Here is a 16,856-nt window from a genome sequence, read left to right on the forward strand (position 1 = left end):
TAAACAATGAATTCAAGTATAGCGCTTCTTCCCACAGGGGTGCATGGCTAAGATGGGCTCTCAAAGGCGATGATAAAACGCTGCCCTGCACCTCCATGAAATCATTAACTCACTGACAGGATTATGAAAATGCCATTACTTATCTTTGACGTTATCGAGGGCCGCAATGAAGCCGAACTGAAAACGCTGCTCGACGCCGCCCACCGTGCCGTACTCAGCGCCTTCGACGTGCCGCAGCGCGATCGCTACCAGATTGTTCATGAAAAAAAAGCTCACCATTTGGTGATAGAAGACACGGGCCTTAATTTGACCCGCACTCGTAATCTGGTGGTCGTTCGGGTGATCACCAGCCCGCGGCCTGAAGAACAGAAACAGCGATTTTATGCTGAACTCAGCCGTGAACTGCGGGAAAGCTGCGGGATTGAAGGCAATGACTTGATGGTCTCAATTACCACTAACAGCAAGGGCGACTGGAGTTTCGGTAATGGCGTGGCACAGTACCTGACCGGCGATCTTTAACCCTTGTGATTCCCTAGGCTAAGCCGCCTGGGGATGTATATCGTCAGGGCTGCTGTTCGTCGTTATATTGGTTTTGCCACATGGCGGCATAGCGGCCATTGCTGGCCAGCAAGGCCTCATGCCGCCCACGTTCGACGATTTCCCCCGCCTCTAGCACGATGATTTCATCAGCATCAACGACCGTGGACAGGCGGTGCGCAATGACCAGCGTCGTATGATCGCGGCTCACCTCGCGCAAGTGCGCCTGAATCTCGCGTTCAGTCTGGGTATCCAGTGCACTGGTTGCCTCATCAAACACCAGAATCGCGGGGTTTTTCAGGATAGTGCGAGCAATCGCTACCCGCTGTTTTTCCCCACCGGAAAGCTTAAGCCCACGCTCACCCACTCGGGTTTCATACCCGTCGGGCAGACTGACGATAAAGTCATGAATATGCGCCAATTTGGCTGCCCGTTCGATCTCTGCCTGGCTTGAGCCCGTTTTACCGTAGCCGATGTTGTAGCCCAGCGTATCGTTGAATAACACGGTGTCCTGCGGCACGATGCCAATCGCCCCACGCAGACTGGCCTGCTTCAAACTGCGGATATCCTGGCCGTCAATCGAAATGGTGCCATTGTTCACATCATAGAAACGGAACAACAGCCGGGACAGCGTAGACTTGCCGGCACCCGAGGCCCCCACCACAGCCACCGTGTGGCCCGCTGGAATGGTAAAGCTGACATTTTTCAGGATGGGACGGCGCACATCATAGCCAAAACTGACCGAATCAAAGCACACTTCACCGGCTTTCAACCGCAGCGCCGCTGCATCTGGTTTATCGACAATCTCCTGCTCTTCCTGCAGCAAATCGAACATGTTTTCCATATCGATCAACGCCTGCCTGACTTCAGCATAAATAAAGCCGAAGAAGTTGAGCGGCTGATAGAGTTGCAATAGATAGGCATTCACCAACACAAAGTCGCCGACCGTCATCCGCCCCTGCACGATACCCTGTGCCGCCATCGCCATCATCACGATCAACCCGATAGAGATAATGGCGGTTTGCCCGAGGTTGAGGGCGGTAAAACTGAACTGGTTCTTAATCGCGGCGTATTCATACAAGCGGCGCGACATGTTGAAACGGTCTGCCTCAAAGTCTTCGTTACCGAAGTATTTGACCGTCTCATAATTGAGCAGGCTGTCGATAGATTTGGTATTGGCATCGGCATTGGCTTGGTTGAGTTCGCGTCTAAAACGCGTACGCCAACTGACCGCCATCACGGTGAACAGAATATAGCAGCCGACCGTCGCTAAAATTGCCAGAGCAAACCAGCCGTTTAGCAAATGCCACATAATCACCGACACCAGGGTGATTTCAAACAGGATGGGGAAAATGGAAAACAACAACCGCGAAAGCACTGTCGCTACGGCCTGAGTACCCCGTTCAATCGATAACGATAGCCCGCCAGTCTGGCGCTCCAGATGAAAGCGTAGGCTCAGCGCATGCAACTGCCTAAACACTCGCAGCCCTAACAACCGGGTAGCATTCTGACTGACGTGCACAAACATCACGTTGCGCAGCTCTTCAAATAACGCCGCGCCAACGCGCGCAACGCCATAAGCCAGGATCAAACCAATGGGTATGGCCAGCATTTTGGCCGTTTCGCCGCTCAAGGCGTCGATCATGGCTTTGTACGCCAGGGGGACTAACGTCGTACTTACCTTGGATATCACCATGAAAACAAAGGCGATAACCAAGTAATAACGTAACTTCAGGTTATCTTTGGGCCAGAGATAAGGCAGCAAAAATTTCAGTAAGCGGGAGCGGTCTATCATTGGGTATCTATTATCTCAGTCAACATAGCCGCATTGGCTTTTATCTATTCTGGCACGTCTGCCATGAAAAACCTTATGGAATACACCCACACAGCTCTTTTGGATCCCAACAAAATAGATGCCGCATCGAAGCATCATCCCCAAAGTGGCGTGTTCCACTATAATTGTCAGTGAAACTGTACAGGATATTCAAAACAAGGGAGTTCTATCATGCTAAACATGGGCCATCGTCATTCGTTGATTATCGATGAACAGAGTTTAAAGAAACAACGTACCCCGCTGTTAATCATCTCAATATTGTTGCTATTGGGCGGCCTTTTCTGCCTGTTCAGCCCCTTTGCCTCCGGCGCGGCGATCAGTGTGGTCGTGGGTATTTTCTTGTTGCTAAGCGGCTTCGCGCTTATTTTCGGTATGATTGCCAACCGGCTGCAAAATACCTGGCCGATGATCGGCGGCATTCTGCTCGGGGTGGCTTATCTTATTATCGGCTACGTATTTATCACCCACCCTGCGGTCGGTATTTTCGCCATGGCGGTTTACCTCGCCGTCTTGTTTGCATTGGGTGGGATTGTACGGTTGATCGCCGGATATAAACTGCGCGAGCTTCCGGGAAGCTGGCTGCAATTTGTGATTGGCATTTTGGATCTGGCCATTGCCTGGCTGTTGTTCAGCGCTGACCCAATGACATCAGTGGTACTGGTCACCACCATTGTGGGTATCGAAATGCTGTTCAGCTCGTTCAGCTTATTCCAGGTTGCCCGGCAGCTGAAACGCGCATGATCTCTCAGCGGAGCTACCCCGCTCCGCTTTCTCTGACATTTGGCTGCCCAGCCACACAATTAGGTTGGTACTTCGGCAGCCAACTGCCCTACTATAAGTAGAGTTTCACCCAATGCAGGCTCAACGATTTCCCCTGACGAAAAATTGAAGTGAGATGATAACGCTATGGAATTCAAGGACTACTATGCCATTTTAGGGGTTAAGCCGTCAGACGATCTTAAGGCAATCAAAACCGCCTATCGCCGGCTGGCGCGAAAATATCACCCCGACGTCAGTACCGAATCAAATGCCGAGGAACAATTCAAACTGGTCGCCGAAGCCTATGAAGTACTGAAAGACGACGAACGACGTGCTGAATACGATCAACTTCTGCAACACCGTAACGACCCCAACTTTGGCCGCCAGACACAGCATGGCCATGGCAATGCCCACAGCGCTGAAGACTTTTCCGATATCTTTTCCTCTATGTTCGGTGAACATGCACGTGCTCAGCAACATCGCCAAAGGCGCCAAGGCATGCGCGGCCAAGATATTGAAATGGAAGTCGCTATCTTCCTGGAAGAAACACAGGCAGAGCAAACCCGCACTATTCGCTATAGCCTGCCGGTGTATAACGCGTTCGGCATTGTAGAGCAGGAAATTCCTAAAACCCTTAATGTGAAGATCCCTGCCGGCGTTGGTGATGGTGAGCGTATTCGCTTGAAAGGCCAGGGTGCACCAGGCACTGACGGCGGCGCTAACGGCGATCTCTACCTGATTATCCGCATTGCTCCTCATCCGCTGTTCGACATTGTCGGGCACAACCTTGAGATCGTCCTGCCGGTAACGCCTTGGGAAGCGGCCTTAGGTGCCAAGGTCCCCGTACCGACCCTAAAAGACAGTATTCTGTTGACCATCCCTGCCGGCAGCCAAACCGGGCAGCGTTTGCGCATCAAGGGAAAAGGCCTGGTCGGAAAAAAAGAAACCGGGGATTTATATGCAGTGATCAAAGTCATGATGCCACCAAAACCGGACGAGAAAAGCGCTGCACTGTGGCAACAGCTGGCAGAAGCTCAGAAGACCTTTGATCCACGTAAAGAGTGGAGTAAGCAAAATGGCTAACGTAAAAGTAACTTTCACCATAACCGAGTTTTGCCTGCACACCGGCGTAACACAAGATGAACTCACGGAAATCGTTGGGTTAGGCATGATTCAACCGCGTGATCTCACAACTGAAGAGTGGATCTTCGACGATCGCGCACTGATCACTTTTCATCGCGCCGAGCAATTGCATCGCGAGCTGGCACTCGACTGGCCCGGCATTGCGGTGACGCTGACGTTGCTGGATGAGATCGAGCATCTACGCAAAGAAAACTCTCAGTTACACCAAAGGCTGGCACGCTTTATCAGCAAGCCCTGATGTTGTGAAAACAGCCCGTTGCACCTGCAGTGGGCTGTGTCAGACGCCGACAGCGTTCATCGTCGAAATATCCCCCCCTCTGCCGCCCTCATTCTTCCTCACTGGCGGAACGGGAAAATCCCTCTGCTGCTGCCTCCTTCCACACGGAAAACCAACATAACCGATACCCTCTGAAGAGATCATGTTGATAAAAAATATGCACTCGGCGATGTTTAACTGATGATTAATATGAATACTGTTAATAAAGACATGTCATTAAAAACATGTTATTAAAAACAGTATTGACACCCCTATCAAAACAAGTAGATTAGTAATCATCAGCAGCGAAACAATAGCTTGCTGTTAATAGTGAAAGTATTAAAGTTAAGTTGATAAAGTTATTTTTGCGATAAAGGCCACGAAGTGATTTTTGTATGGGCCATTAATGTAGAGAAAACAACACTCTCATTATATGACGCTTTAAGGCCACGTAGTCAGTATCTACAATCGCAGGGTGTGAACCAAAACGCGATGATGTAAGGCCATGTTTTAATTGTTATTTGTTTGCGATCATTTTTCAAGACAGTGCAACAAGATCGCAACGGAAGTGAGGCCACGCATCAAAGAGTCTATATCGCGAGGGGAGATGTACCTGTTTAATATGCCAAATCTTCGAGTATTGAGATTGGCCTAAAGTCTAAACTGGTAAATAGAGGGAGGATTGAGTTAACCCAATATTATCTGTGTTAAACCTGTACATTTAACGATAGAACCTTAGCAGTAAGAAATTAGTAAGTTCATTAATGTTAAATTTGAAGTCAATAGTACCTTAAAAGCCCTGGCAGACATTGTCAGGGCTTTTATCTTTTATATCCATACGCCAGTAATGTGGGATGAAGGTAGCACTCTGGGCAGAGAAGAGCCCCCGCTCCCACCCCACGATCTCATCGACCCTGAGGTTGCTCTCCGCATAACCAACCACTGCGACGGATCCGTTACAGGAACCCGTATGCGGCAGCCAAGACCCACCCCATCACGCACGACACAGAAACCCCGATCAGACCTACCATGATGAAACTGTGGTTAATCACAAACCGCCCGATATTTGTCGTTCCTGAACGGTCAAACTGAATGGCGGCCAGATCGCTTGGGTAGGTCGGTAAAATATAGTAACCATAACACGCCGGTGCAGAAGCAACGATGTAAGCAGGATCAACCCCGATGGCCAGTGCCACAGGAACAATCGCTGCAAGTGCAGCAGCCTGCGAATTAACAAACTTGGAAACGATAAGCAAAACGATGGCATAGGCCCAAGGATATTCTTTCACAATGGTGCCCAGCACTGACTCAATTTCTTTCAAATGAGCACCAAACATTGTCTCAGCCATCCAGGCAATACCGTAAACAGCCACTATGGCAATCATCCCTGAACGGAAAACCTCGTTTTTAGAGATAGACGCTGGGTTTGTTTTGGTAGCAATAATGATTACCGCACCAGAACACAACATGAACATCTGGATAACCAACACCATAGAGAGTGATTTGCCATTAATGAGTGGACGCAGTTCAGAGAAAGCCCCTAATAGCGCGACAATAACGATGGTCGCCAAGAAAATCCACATCGCTACCCAATTGCTGGTTGGGAGCTTTTTATCCAATAAGGTTGCTGTATCACCGTATACGTATTTGTAGTTTTCCGGGTCCGAAATGAAACTCTGGAATTTCTCATCTTTATCCAGATCTTTACCCCGGAACCAACTGAAGATACCAATAGCAAGAATACCGCACAGGGTAGAGGGTATCGTAATCGCCAGCAGATCGAGAAATTCCAGATGTTTACCATTAAAGGTAAAATCGCCCAACATGGCGACCAGCGATACAACGGCCACGGATACCGGGCTGGCAATAATCCCCATCTGTGCACCAATAGAGCTGGCAGCCATCGGCCTTTCCGGGCGAATATTGTTCTTGATTGCCACGTCATAAATAATGGGCAATATCGTGTATACCACATGCCCAGTACCACAGAGAATGGTCAAAATACAGGTAACAAACGGCGCAACAATGGAGACATACTTAGGGTTACGTCGCAGTAAACGCTCTGCAATTTGCAACATCACATCAAGTCCCCCTGATGCTTGTAGCGTCGCTGATGCTGCCACTACCGCGATGATAACCAGCATCACATCAACAGGGGGTTTCCCTGGCGGCAAGTGAAAAACGAAAACCAGTATAATTAACCCGATACCGCCAAGTAACCCCAGCGCAATCCCACCCTTTCTGGCCCCGTAAAAAAGGCAGATCAGTATGACAATAAGTTGAATCGTAAATAACATGTGAACCTCATTTTTATTGTTAAGATGATTAATAATTCACTTCTTTTCATTTTCATTGAGGGATTAAGATCACAGATAGTTAGTTTTCATCATTAAAAAAGCCCAATAAAATCAGGAGGAAACCAGTTTGTTTTATTAAAGTTATCATTATGTTTTTCGTGTAAATGAATGGCTACCAAACCCATACATTCATGTAAAAGCACATCATTAAAAGACCTAATAAACGTCTTATACGGCGTAATGTGTGGAATGAAGGAAATAGCCACAATGACAGCAATAATATATTTCAGAAACAATATTTTAAATAATAGTCAGCATTGATTTAACATTAGAAAAGGCTGACCATGAGCCAATATCGCGAAATAGGCTTTCTATCTCTTGAAACAGAAAACAGTACATTGGTAATCCAGCGGTAATTTTCGCAGCCTTATGCCACCCTCATTCAGTGGCTGTTCTCGACACCTATCATTAGGATTTTTACCTAAAAAAGCAGATTCAATTCAATTGCGTTAAGAATCATCTTAAAATAAATGCGGCATATTTATGGATGCAGGATCCCAAGGAATAGTATGAACAATAAGGATCGTAAACCCGGCTATCAGGTTGAGTATGGTGAAGAGTGGAAACCGGAAAAAACCTCTAAATGGTTTTGGGTTGCAATAATAAGCATTATCGGTATTTTAATCGCAATATCGTGAGCGTTATACGCTCGCGCGGCAAAGAGGCGCTCCGCCATAATCTCATCGATAAGATATTAGCGAAGATAAACACGACGTATCCGCACAAGCTAATCAGTGAGAAGAAATAAAATCAGAAGGCGTAACCGGTGCAGGCAATGAGAAGTTCTGTTTCATTCGAGCCACTTCACCGATCGGCGTTAACCCGAACAAACGCTTAAATTCACGGCTGAATTGCGAAACGCTTTCATACCCGACCCGTGCACTTGCCGCTGAAGCGGTGAGATTATTCCGCAACATCAGCAATCTGGCCTGATGCAATCGCGTGGACTTAAGGTATTGCATGGGGGATGTCTCAGTAATGGTTTTAAAATGGCTATGAAAAGTGGCAAGGCTCATACCCGCCTCTTTTGCCAGTGCATTCACATCAAGATACGAGTCATATTCCGCATGCAGCTTGCGCAACGCCTTAGCCACTTTCCCAAACTGCCCCTGCATGGTCAGTGCACTGCGGAGTGTTTGCCCCTGAGCGCCCGTCAGAACACGGTAATAGATCTCCCGCACCATCGCCTGCCCCAATATTTCGGCATCCAGTGGTGACGCCATCACCTGCAGGAAACGTAAAACTGAATGGCTCATGGCATCATCCATCGGACTCGACACCATACTCCGAGGCGGTGCGCTGACGCTCTGCCCACGATCGGCAAGGTGCAACAGCAGATCGGCCGCGACGGTGAAGTCCAATCGCATATAAATAGCCAGCATAGGCTCTGAAGCACTGGCATCCGTTTCCATCGTAAACGGCACAGGAATGGATACCATCAGGTAATGTTGTGCATCATATAAATAGACATCCTTTCCCAAGAAGCCGCGTTTTCTTCCCTGCACAACAATGACGATCCCCGGCTCATATAATACCGGCGTGCGCAGCAACGGACGGTTGGAACGCAAAAAACGTACGTCAGCCAAAGCCGTGAGGTTGTAGCCTTCGCGCGGTGTCAGCCTATCCAACAGCGCGATCATCTGGCCGGTAACCCCAGAAGAAGAAATTGCCATACACACCTGCAAAGCGACGTAGAAGGGAATGTAAGTCTGACACTCAGTAACGGGGTCGTCCAGCGAGCTCAGAGGAATAGGCAAACATCAGAGAGGATCATGGCTACGGATTTTGCCCTACCCGCCCTATGCTGCTTGTCCCCCTTACCGAGGATAACGTCATGCATTCATCAAAATTATTTTTTATCACCGGCGTCAGCAGCGGCTTTGGCCGTGCACTGGCAGAAGCAGCACTGGAAGCAGGTCACCGCGTAGTAGGAACACTGCGCAACCAGCAAGCCAAAGATGAATTCGACGCTCTGGCACCTGGCCGCTGTTTCGGTCGGATCCTTGATGTCACGAATTTTACCGACGTCGGTCCGCTGGTTGCCGATGTAGAACAAGAGATTGGCGCCGTTGACGTGCTGGTAAATAATGCCGGCTATGGCCATGAAGGAATAATGGAGGAGTCCCCCATCAGTGACGCCATTCACCAATTTGAGGTCAACGTGTTTGGTGCAATAGCCGTTATTAAGGCTTTTCTGCCCTATTTCCGCACACGCCGCGCTGGCCATATTATCAATATTACCTCAATGGGTGGATTCATTACCTTACCGGGGATCAGCTACTATTGTGGCAGCAAATTCGCCTTGCAAGGTATCTCCGAAACCCTGACCAAAGAGCTTAAACCCTTTAATATTGCGGTCACCGCGATTCAACCAGGATCTTTCCGGACAGACTGGGCTGGGCGTTCAATGGTGCGCTCACCACGTAGCATCAGTGATTACGATCAGAGTTTTGGGCCGATTCGTGAGACACGTGAAAAACGCAGTGGCCATCAACCTGGCGATCCGTTTAAGGCCGCCAAAGCCATTCTGCAACTCCTCGATAGCCCTGCGCCACCGGCATCATTGCTGCTTGGCAGCGACGCCGTCATGTATGTCAGAGAAAAACTGCATCAGATGAACACTGATATCAATGCCTGGGAAGCCGTCAGTCGCTCAACCGATGGCTAATACCCCTCTCCCTACCTTATAAAGGACCAGCATTAGTCTTACTGCCGGTATTGCCGGCAGTAGGTGCTGACTGGGTGGGGCGATGCCGTTGCTGCCATCCGCGTGTCGAGCGAGCGTTGTGAGGGCACCAGATGACAGCGCACTAGATGTTCAGGCTGTAGTAATGTTCATCCTTGTCGACTTTGCCGGTAAAGGTGAACCCAAAAGAGAGATACATTTTTTGCGCAACCAGGTTGTGTTCATCAATCATCAGCGTTACCTGCTTAACGCCGTTCTTTTTGAAGTAGCTCAGCATTGCCTCAAAGGAAGCGCGGCCCAGCCCCTGGCCGATAAATTTGTGGTCGAGCATATAGCGACAGATCTCAGCATCGGTCAGTTGATTCGCCCAGCGTTTGTACAGGAAAAAACCGATTAACTCCCCGTCGCGGTACAGCGCTCTGGGGTGGCATTCAGGAAAATAAGCCGCCTCAGAAATGGAGATCGCATTGCAGCAAATAAATGCTTCAAATAATGTCCCGACACCATCTTTGTTCGACGTCAGTTCACAAACATCAAAAACATTTTCGCGATCTATCTCACGTATCTCAATCATATAACCGTCTCAAATTTATCATTTTGTGAAGCTGAGCTCGTCATTCGGCGCCCCTTGTTCTTGGATTATACCCATCTTGTGTTCACCGCGGTTTACAGCTGCAACAGCAGGGCCGCGATCGACACCGACTAAAAATTGCGCTGGCTATAGTGTCGACTACAATTCAATCGAAATACCTCCCTACAAAAACAATATTGATTCATATTAGAGGTGATTATGTTGCAGAAACACGAAAACGTAATAAGTATGACTGTACTTAGCCATCAAGCCACCCGACAATTAATGCCCTCGTTTTCTTCATTGCCCCACACACAACACGCTGACGGCAAGTACCGCTTACGACGCTATTCGGTCGTCAAGCACGCCAATGGCCATGTGAGCGAGATTGGACCGCGCAATTTCGTTCAGTCTGATGAGATCAACCATTTTCAGGGCAACGTGGTACGCCGCTTCGAGCCGATTGACAGTGCCGTGCTGCAAAGCGCCGGGCTGGAGGAAATGTGTAATCTGTTTGCAGAAAGCAACGATCTGCCAGAAGGAGCCGAAATTGAAATTCACCAGATGCGCGTTGTCGCCATTCATAACGAAACGCAGGTAGCGCCGGAAGGTATTCATCAAGATGGTTTTGACCATATCGCGATGATCGCTATCCACAGGCAAAACATTGTCGGCGGCGAAATCATGCTATACGCCGATAGTCACCAGCCGCCGTTCTTTAAAAAAGCCCTGGCGGATGGCGAAGCCGTTTTACTGGCGGACAGTAAACTATGGCATAACGCTACGCCGATCAGCACCATCGTCCCGGAAGAAGAAGGATATCTTGATCTCTTTGTCCTGACAGCTCGGGGAGAAAAAGCATGACTTTTTCGCCCGAACTCGCCCGAGCCCAATTTAGTGCGCTATCCCAGCGTTATGATGATAAACCCGCGATCTTTTTCGATGGGCCAGGGGGATCTCAGGTTTCGCAAGCCGTGCTGGAAAAAATGACGGATTATCTGGGGAAATATAACGCCAATTTGGGCGGACACTATTTCTCCAGCCATAAGACGACCGAAGTCATGAACCAGGCACGGGAATCGGTACGTGCCTTTTTAAATGCGCCGTCGCCCGACAATGTCGTTTTTGGCATGAACATGACCTCGCTGACGTTCCACCTCAGCCGTATCATTAGCCGTAACTGGCAAGCCGGCGATGAGATTATCGTCACTGCGTTAGATCACTACGCCAACGTCTCCAGCTGGCAGCAGGCTGCAGCCGACAAACAGGTCACCGTGCATCAAATACCGCTGGAGCGTGCGGATTGCTCGTTGAACGCGGCCCGGCTGTGTGAAAGCATCACCGCCAAGACCAGACTCGTGGCCGTCAGCTATGCGTCCAACGTTACCGGCAGCATCGCCGACATTAAAACCATTACCGACGCCGCCCACCGTGTCGGCGCACAGGTGTATGTCGACGCCGTGCACTACGCTCCGCATAACCTGATCGATGTGCAAGCGCTTGGCTGTGACTTTTTAGTCTGTTCCGCCTATAAATTCTTCGGGCCGCATATCGGCATGGCCTATATCGCACCCCAGTGGTTGCAGCGTCTGCAGCCGTATAAAGTCGAGCCGGCCACCGACATCGGGCCAGGGCGTTTTGAAACGGGGACACAGAGCTTCGAAGGGCTCGCCGGCGTGACGGCAGCCATCGACTACCTGGCACAATGGGGCACGCCAGGGGCCCCACTCAGGCAGCGCTTGCAAGAAAGCTTTGCCGGTTATCACCAACATGAAGAGAGCCTGTGCCGGTACTTTTTGCAGCGTTTGCAGCACATAGACAGTATCCAACTCTATGGATCACCTTCCGCGGATACCCAGCGCCGCACGCCGACCTTTGCGTTAACCTTCAAGGAACATACCCCGGAACAGGTTGCTCGCCGCTTAGGCCAACACAATATCTGCGTCGGCAGCGGGCACTTCTATGCGCTGGGTTTAATTCAACAGTTGGGGCTGCAGGACTGCGGCGGCGTGCTGCGCGTCGGGATGATGCATTATAATACCCAGCAAGAAATTGACATGCTGTTTGAAGTGCTCGCCAGCGAAAGGTAGCGGAGCATCATACGCAAAGAGACTTCTGGGTAATGGGCAGCAGAATCACCAAAATCCACATCACCCACGTAGTGTCAGTAAAAAGCCCCTGCGAGAACAGGGGCTTTTTACGACGAGATAGGCGCGAGCACAAACTCAAGGCCTTTACGGCACGGCACCTGCTGTATTCGTTGACCAACTATAAACCGAGTGGCTCATCATCAAGGCGTTAATAACTGAACCAGCGATTTGGCTAAATGCTCGCTTTTGGCGGTTAATAAGTTACCGCTTTTTAATATCCCGTGCTGATTGCCATTGAGATCCATGACGGTTAAGCCTGCCTCTCTGGCGCAAATGATGATAGCCGCGCTATCCCAGGGTTTCATTATGGTATCAATAGCCGCATCTGACGCCCCATTTAACACTGAGACGTGTTGGATACAATCCGCGGAAAATTTAAACAATTTTGCTCTCTCAAGAACAGAAATCAGATGCCATGGCGTATCGCCATTCTCAATCCATGTGGAAGTGCCATGCATCCCTGAGGAGGTTATGGTCGCTTGCTCTACACCTATTGGCGCGGTTTGAGCTGGCTCACTCAACAACTGCCTGGCATTGTTTTTTCCGGCGCTCATAAAGCACCCCAGATCTTTTCCTGCATATACCAACGTATTTATTGCGGGTAGCCCAATAGAGCCGAGTATAGGTTCACCGTTTTGGATTAGCGCAATCAGGGAACCGTATACTGGCATGCCTAATTTGTACCATGTGGTGCCATCAATAGGGTCGATAAGCCAATATAATTGGCAGTCATCGGCAATGTCACAACCCAGTTCTTCACCATAAACAGGAATGTGCGGGGTCAGAGCCTGCAAGCTATCCCGGATATATTTTTCAGTTTCAATATCTGCTTCACTAACAATGCTCAAGTCTTTCTTTTCGAAAAATGTTACTTCATTTTTTCTGCTTTCAATAATGGAGAAGGAAGATAAAGCAATCTCTTTAACGTTTTGCAATAAGCCACTGAGTTCCATTTTGTTCATTGTTAATATCCACATCAATCATACTTAAAATTCAAGATAACGAACCCCACAATGGATTTTATAGCAGCGCCTCCATTGAGACATTTGGGGCCGTCACGTCAAGCCGTTAATATTAACACATGCCCCGACGGCATCCCCACAAGAGGTACATTGAACATGCCGCGAAAAACACCCCGCAAAGGTGTTAAAAAGCCCTCGGCTGCTTACATAACAGCTGTGCTTCCGCGACATGTCAAAGCCCCCTTCTTTCACTAACGATAACAATTAAAACAATTGCAGCGTTTTTTCTGCCATGCGGATAACAGCAAGATCGTCGGTGATATCTTTAACCTTATTAACCGGGATCCATTCCAATTTTTTTGATTCTTTGGACATACTGATTTCAGCATTCTGGCCTGCAACAAAACACAGGGTTATATCATAATGGAGATGCGCAGAGGCTTTAGGGTTTTCCGGTATTTTATGTATGTCAACATCAATGACGAAAGCGTCGTCTGCACTAATACTTTGGATACCACTTTCTTCTTGCGCTTCTCTCAAGCAAGCATCTAAAAACGACAAATCAGTCGGTTCGATGTGCCCACCTAACTGAAACCATCGATTTAGCTTGGCGTGAAGCGTCAAGAGCACTTTCGTTTTATCATGATTGAGCAGCCATGCGGAGGCAGTGAAGTGCCCCTGCTTTGACTCTTCATAGAAGACATTATCTTGCTCACGAAGAATATTCAGCATATTGCATTTATGTTCTTCTTCTTTCGCATAGCTTGTTTTATAGCCTTCTAACAAACTGGATATTTCATTTTTCATGACGTTATACTCACTTTGCATTATAAAATAATGAAACCAATAAAATACTCACGCACATCACGTGGCAATATTTTAAATCCGTGAAAGGGTGAGGTGTGCAGCATCAAAAAACACCCGATACCATCCCGATGTGCTGTTTGCGCCATAGGCTACATCGCTGCTACCCAACTTTTCGCTGCTGCATAAGTTAAACTAAACAACTCGTCATGGTTTAGATCACAGTGTGCAAGGCTAACGAAGGAGTTATGCCCTTCCATAATCAATAAGCCATTCTTTAAAAGCTCAGCCTTGAAACGGCTTCTTAACGCATAATTGTTGACGATCTCTTGACTAAAGACCAAGTCAAACAAGGCATTGTCGAAAAGCGCCTTAGCGTTCACATAATTATCTGCACCCGCTTCTTTAAGTGCCAGGTTGAGCGTCGTGACGATAGCCTTGCCCGCTTGGGAAACCAGGTTATAACCGTCACACTCCCCCATAATCTCTGCGACAGCAATTGCGGCATGAGGGGAAAGTATTTCTTTGGTGTGAGTACCGCCAATACGGGCTTCACGGTATACAGCAATGCTATCAGGCTTACCCATAAGGATTGCAAGGGGCAAACCGTTACCGATCGCCTTACCTAAAACCACGTAATCAGGATCGAAAGAGGCGTTATTCGCCAGATAGCCACCCGGGTTCGTTCTCCCCGCAGTCTTGGTCTCGTCTAATAACAACTTCACGCCATAGTTCTTGCACATGGCGATTGCCGCTTTAATCTTCTCTTCTGAGAAGAAAGCCAGCTGGTATACGTCCAATGCGAATATGGCAATATCATTTCCATGTTCTTGCAAGATGTGTTCTAGCTCAGTCAGGTCGCCATTAACCCAGTTGAAAACAGCCTCTTCACCGCTGACGCCGCGCATGCCATTCAAATAGCGTAAATCGTTTCTTTTCTCACTGCCCAATGCTTCATGCCAGCTCGGCGACATATAGAGTTGGGCATCATGCCATCCCAAAAAACCACATCGTACGATTTTTTTTCGCTCTGTTTGCATCATCGCGCATCTAAATGCAGCCGTTACTGCCTCGGAGCTGGTTTTAAATAAAGAGACAACGTTATAGCCGGCATAAACGTTTTCAAATACCTCTGATACCTGGCTATGTACCTCTCCAAATCCTGGGAACGACAACCCCAAGCTTAAGGCGTCAGTCAGCCTTCTGTTAAATTCTGGATGACTGTGACCAAGAATAACCGGCCCGATACCCAAAACAAAATCCAGGTACTGATTTCCGTTACTGTCTTCTATGCGATACGCTTTCCCCTTTCTAAACTGAATAGGTTGCCCATGTGAGTCTAAAAGTCTGTCGCTGCCAACTAATGGTGAAATCATGCCTATCATCCTTGTTTTCAAGCCGAAGCAATATGTTGTTTTTCTGGAAGGTGTTTTAGCTTTTTCCACGAGTTATGTGAAAAACCATACATTCTAATTAACCAGCGATCGTTGCCATCATAATTTGCAGAACTTGAAAGGTTATCTCTGCCATGCAAGGCAATCCTGTTATTTATGATAAGAACATCACCGGGCTGTAGGACAACTCTGTTGATGTATTTCGGATCGGACAGGTGTGTTTTTAGTTTTTCCAATGCTTCATTTGCTTCGTCATTGATCCCGACAAGCTTAGAATGGCTGTATCTTATGACCAGTCGACCATTGATATCCCCAATCACACTGATATTTTCTATTTTTGAATCAACATCAAAGCTGGACTGGCTACTAGCGATATATTCAGGCTTCATCAGCTGCTCTATCGTTGAATAACTTAAGTTATTCAAAATATCATCCAGTGACCAAACCGTTGTCGCTGCCTGAATCGGGTTTCTTAGGCAGGCCAAGGCAAAAACCTCGGGGGCAATGACTTGATTTCTTGTGTCATCAGGAAGCATTTCCGACCAATGGCCATTGACGACTTCTGTATGCGGGGAAAGGGACTTTGTAGAGCGAGACCAGGATTTTTCATTATTCTTGGCAGGCATAACCATATGCGCCAATCGGCCTTGCATTTCATTAAGATAAGATGAAACGGTATGACCTGTGACACCTAACATAGCCATTAGCGTTGATGCTGGTTCAATCCATAAACTCGCATCGGGTGCTTCATCATTGCAAGGCGTCGGCGGTAATTTATCGGTTGAAAAACAATTCCTCATTAATAGATAGCCATATTTCTGCCGTTCTGAGAACCACGATAGCTCAGAGTAAACATCAACATCATTGGCTAACTGTTTGCGAATATTTTCCTCAGCGATACTTTTAACGATATATGGACTAATCTCTTGATTGTAAAGGGTGAATTTATTTTTAGTGATAATGTCTTTAAGATTAAAATCAGATAAATCAATTGATAGTCCCAGTGATGACAACTTAACATTCCGTGATAAATGCCTCACACATTATCTCCTTTGAGGTTAGTTAATAACAAAATAATTTCGTATATTACTATTACGCTCAATATCAAAGTAATTTGATATACGCTGTAAAAACCCAGGACACGTCATATTTAATTTCAATTTTTCATGCGATGACAGATCATTACTGATAGGTGTATAAAAGCTGTATCTTGAAGTGCGCATGTCAAAAATTTAAAAACATGCATATGGTATGGAAAATGGATACATGGGGGAATAACACTCCCTATCAATTTATTACAGTCACTATCCGTGTTGTCATTACAAGTGCTTATTCAATAACGGACAATAAAAACCAAACAACCCATTACTTTATGTTACAAATTCCGAACAAAGTATACAAAC

General features: G+C 47.7%; 16 protein-coding genes. 8 read left to right on the forward strand and 8 right to left on the reverse strand.

The window, feature by feature from the left end; translation table 11 throughout:
* The first annotated feature begins 129 nt into the window (after positions 1–129).
* Positions 130–519 (forward strand): tautomerase family protein, encoded by a 390-nt coding sequence (locus AC2FCQ_RS17600; RefSeq protein WP_490308777.1) that lies wholly within the window; start codon positions 130–132, stop codon positions 517–519.
* 43 nt (positions 520–562) lie between these two features.
* Here AC2FCQ_RS17600 and AC2FCQ_RS17605 read toward each other — a convergent pair whose 3' ends face one another.
* Positions 563–2,329 carry an ABCB family ABC transporter ATP-binding protein/permease gene (locus AC2FCQ_RS17605; protein ID WP_314592620.1) on the reverse strand — a complete coding sequence of 589 codons (1,767 nt, stop codon included), beginning with the start codon at positions 2,327–2,329 and terminating at the stop codon, positions 563–565.
* Between the two features lie 213 nt (positions 2,330–2,542).
* Here AC2FCQ_RS17605 and AC2FCQ_RS17610 point away from each other — a divergent pair, with 213 nt between their 5' ends.
* From AC2FCQ_RS17610 to cbpM, 3 genes are all read left to right on the forward strand, one after another.
* Entirely contained in the window at positions 2,543–3,112 is a 570-nt protein-coding gene (locus AC2FCQ_RS17610; protein WP_209639683.1) for an HdeD family acid-resistance protein, read from the forward strand.
* 165 nt (positions 3,113–3,277) lie between these two features.
* Positions 3,278–4,213 (forward strand): curved DNA-binding protein, encoded by a 936-nt coding sequence (cbpA, locus tag AC2FCQ_RS17615; protein WP_490308778.1) that lies wholly within the window; start codon positions 3,278–3,280, stop codon positions 4,211–4,213.
* On the forward strand, positions 4,206–4,511 hold the full coding sequence (cbpM, locus tag AC2FCQ_RS17620; protein WP_404760884.1) for a chaperone modulator CbpM: 306 nt from the start codon (positions 4,206–4,208) through the stop codon (positions 4,509–4,511). The genes cbpA and cbpM overlap by 8 nt, the downstream gene beginning before the upstream one ends.
* Positions 4,512–5,485: 974 nt before the next feature.
* Here cbpM and AC2FCQ_RS17625 read toward each other — a convergent pair.
* Positions 5,486–6,826, reverse strand: a complete 1,341-nt coding sequence (locus AC2FCQ_RS17625) for an anaerobic C4-dicarboxylate transporter (RefSeq protein WP_490308779.1) — start codon at positions 6,824–6,826, stop codon at positions 5,486–5,488.
* A 569-nt stretch (positions 6,827–7,395) separates the two neighbouring features.
* Between AC2FCQ_RS17625 and AC2FCQ_RS17630 the strand changes: the two genes are divergently transcribed.
* Entirely contained in the window at positions 7,396–7,524 is a 129-nt protein-coding gene (locus AC2FCQ_RS17630) for a hypothetical protein (RefSeq protein WP_265566785.1), read from the forward strand.
* 93 nt (positions 7,525–7,617) lie between these two features.
* On the opposite strand, the gene AC2FCQ_RS17635 is transcribed toward AC2FCQ_RS17630, so the two are convergent.
* Positions 7,618–8,559, reverse strand: a complete 942-nt coding sequence (locus AC2FCQ_RS17635) for an AraC family transcriptional regulator (protein ID WP_245210081.1) — start codon at positions 8,557–8,559, stop codon at positions 7,618–7,620.
* Positions 8,560–8,720: 161 nt separating this feature from the next.
* Here AC2FCQ_RS17635 and AC2FCQ_RS17640 point away from each other — a divergent pair, with 161 nt between their 5' ends.
* Entirely contained in the window at positions 8,721–9,554 is an 834-nt protein-coding gene (locus AC2FCQ_RS17640; RefSeq protein ID WP_265556520.1) for an oxidoreductase, read from the forward strand.
* Positions 9,555–9,696: 142 nt separating this feature from the next.
* Here the strand turns inward: AC2FCQ_RS17640 and AC2FCQ_RS17645 are convergent, their stop codons facing one another.
* Positions 9,697–10,146, reverse strand: coding sequence for a GNAT family N-acetyltransferase (locus AC2FCQ_RS17645; protein ID WP_265556521.1), 450 nt, complete (start codon positions 10,144–10,146; stop codon positions 9,697–9,699).
* 246 nt (positions 10,147–10,392) lie between these two features.
* On the opposite strand from AC2FCQ_RS17645, the gene AC2FCQ_RS17650 reads away from it, so the two are divergent.
* The gene (locus AC2FCQ_RS17650) at positions 10,393–11,007 is read left to right on the forward strand and encodes a 2OG-Fe dioxygenase family protein (RefSeq protein WP_490308780.1); all 615 of its coding nucleotides are present in this window, start codon (positions 10,393–10,395) and stop codon (positions 11,005–11,007) included.
* Complete coding sequence (locus AC2FCQ_RS17655) at positions 11,004–12,233, forward strand: cysteine desulfurase-like protein (RefSeq protein ID WP_490308781.1); 1,230 nt, start codon at positions 11,004–11,006, stop codon at positions 12,231–12,233. The genes AC2FCQ_RS17650 and AC2FCQ_RS17655 overlap by 4 nt, the downstream gene beginning before the upstream one ends.
* Positions 12,234–12,433: 200 nt before the next feature.
* Here AC2FCQ_RS17655 and AC2FCQ_RS17660 read toward each other — a convergent pair whose 3' ends face one another.
* The 4 genes from AC2FCQ_RS17660 to AC2FCQ_RS17675 all read right to left on the reverse strand — a co-directional run bounded on the left by AC2FCQ_RS17660 (position 12,434) and on the right by AC2FCQ_RS17675 (position 16,466).
* The gene (locus AC2FCQ_RS17660; protein WP_265556524.1) at positions 12,434–13,255 is read right to left on the reverse strand and encodes an inositol monophosphatase family protein; all 822 of its coding nucleotides are present in this window, start codon (positions 13,253–13,255) and stop codon (positions 12,434–12,436) included.
* Positions 13,256–13,519: 264 nt separating this feature from the next.
* Complete coding sequence (locus AC2FCQ_RS17665) at positions 13,520–14,062, reverse strand: NUDIX hydrolase (RefSeq protein WP_490308782.1); 543 nt, start codon at positions 14,060–14,062, stop codon at positions 13,520–13,522.
* Between the two features lie 149 nt (positions 14,063–14,211).
* A complete protein-coding gene (locus AC2FCQ_RS17670; protein WP_490308783.1) occupies positions 14,212–15,435 on the reverse strand; it encodes an aminotransferase class III-fold pyridoxal phosphate-dependent enzyme in 1,224 nt (407 codons plus the stop codon).
* A 17-nt stretch (positions 15,436–15,452) separates the two neighbouring features.
* The gene (locus AC2FCQ_RS17675; RefSeq protein WP_265556527.1) at positions 15,453–16,466 is read right to left on the reverse strand and encodes a TauD/TfdA family dioxygenase; all 1,014 of its coding nucleotides are present in this window, start codon (positions 16,464–16,466) and stop codon (positions 15,453–15,455) included.
* Between the last annotated feature and the right edge of the window lie 390 nt (positions 16,467–16,856).

This window comes from Serratia sp. CoH_134_PS_4, assembly GCF_058190535.1.

Excerpts from the sequence above, each read along its gene's own strand:
- AC2FCQ_RS17640 (WP_265556520.1), top strand. The coding sequence starts at position 8,721 with ATGCATTCATCAAAATTATTTTTTATCACCGGCGTCAGCAGCGGCTTT.
- cbpA (WP_490308778.1), top strand. The coding sequence starts at position 3,278 with ATGGAATTCAAGGACTACTATGCCATTTTAGGGGTTAAGCCGTCAGAC.
- AC2FCQ_RS17645 (WP_265556521.1), bottom strand. The coding sequence starts at position 10,146 with ATGATTGAGATACGTGAGATAGATCGCGAAAATGTTTTTGATGTTTGT.
- AC2FCQ_RS17635 (WP_245210081.1), bottom strand. The coding sequence starts at position 8,559 with ATGGCAATTTCTTCTTCTGGGGTTACCGGCCAGATGATCGCGCTGTTG.
- AC2FCQ_RS17630 (WP_265566785.1), top strand. The coding sequence starts at position 7,396 with ATGAACAATAAGGATCGTAAACCCGGCTATCAGGTTGAGTATGGTGAA.
- AC2FCQ_RS17665 (WP_490308782.1), bottom strand. The coding sequence starts at position 14,062 with ATGAAAAATGAAATATCCAGTTTGTTAGAAGGCTATAAAACAAGCTAT.
- AC2FCQ_RS17600 (WP_490308777.1), top strand. The coding sequence starts at position 130 with ATGCCATTACTTATCTTTGACGTTATCGAGGGCCGCAATGAAGCCGAA.
- cbpM (WP_404760884.1), top strand. The coding sequence starts at position 4,206 with ATGGCTAACGTAAAAGTAACTTTCACCATAACCGAGTTTTGCCTGCAC.
- AC2FCQ_RS17650 (WP_490308780.1), top strand. The coding sequence starts at position 10,393 with ATGACTGTACTTAGCCATCAAGCCACCCGACAATTAATGCCCTCGTTT.
- AC2FCQ_RS17655 (WP_490308781.1), top strand. The coding sequence starts at position 11,004 with ATGACTTTTTCGCCCGAACTCGCCCGAGCCCAATTTAGTGCGCTATCC.
- AC2FCQ_RS17670 (WP_490308783.1), bottom strand. The coding sequence starts at position 15,435 with ATGATTTCACCATTAGTTGGCAGCGACAGACTTTTAGACTCACATGGG.
- AC2FCQ_RS17660 (WP_265556524.1), bottom strand. The coding sequence starts at position 13,255 with ATGAACAAAATGGAACTCAGTGGCTTATTGCAAAACGTTAAAGAGATT.
- AC2FCQ_RS17625 (WP_490308779.1), bottom strand. The coding sequence starts at position 6,826 with ATGTTATTTACGATTCAACTTATTGTCATACTGATCTGCCTTTTTTAC.
- AC2FCQ_RS17610 (WP_209639683.1), top strand. The coding sequence starts at position 2,543 with ATGCTAAACATGGGCCATCGTCATTCGTTGATTATCGATGAACAGAGT.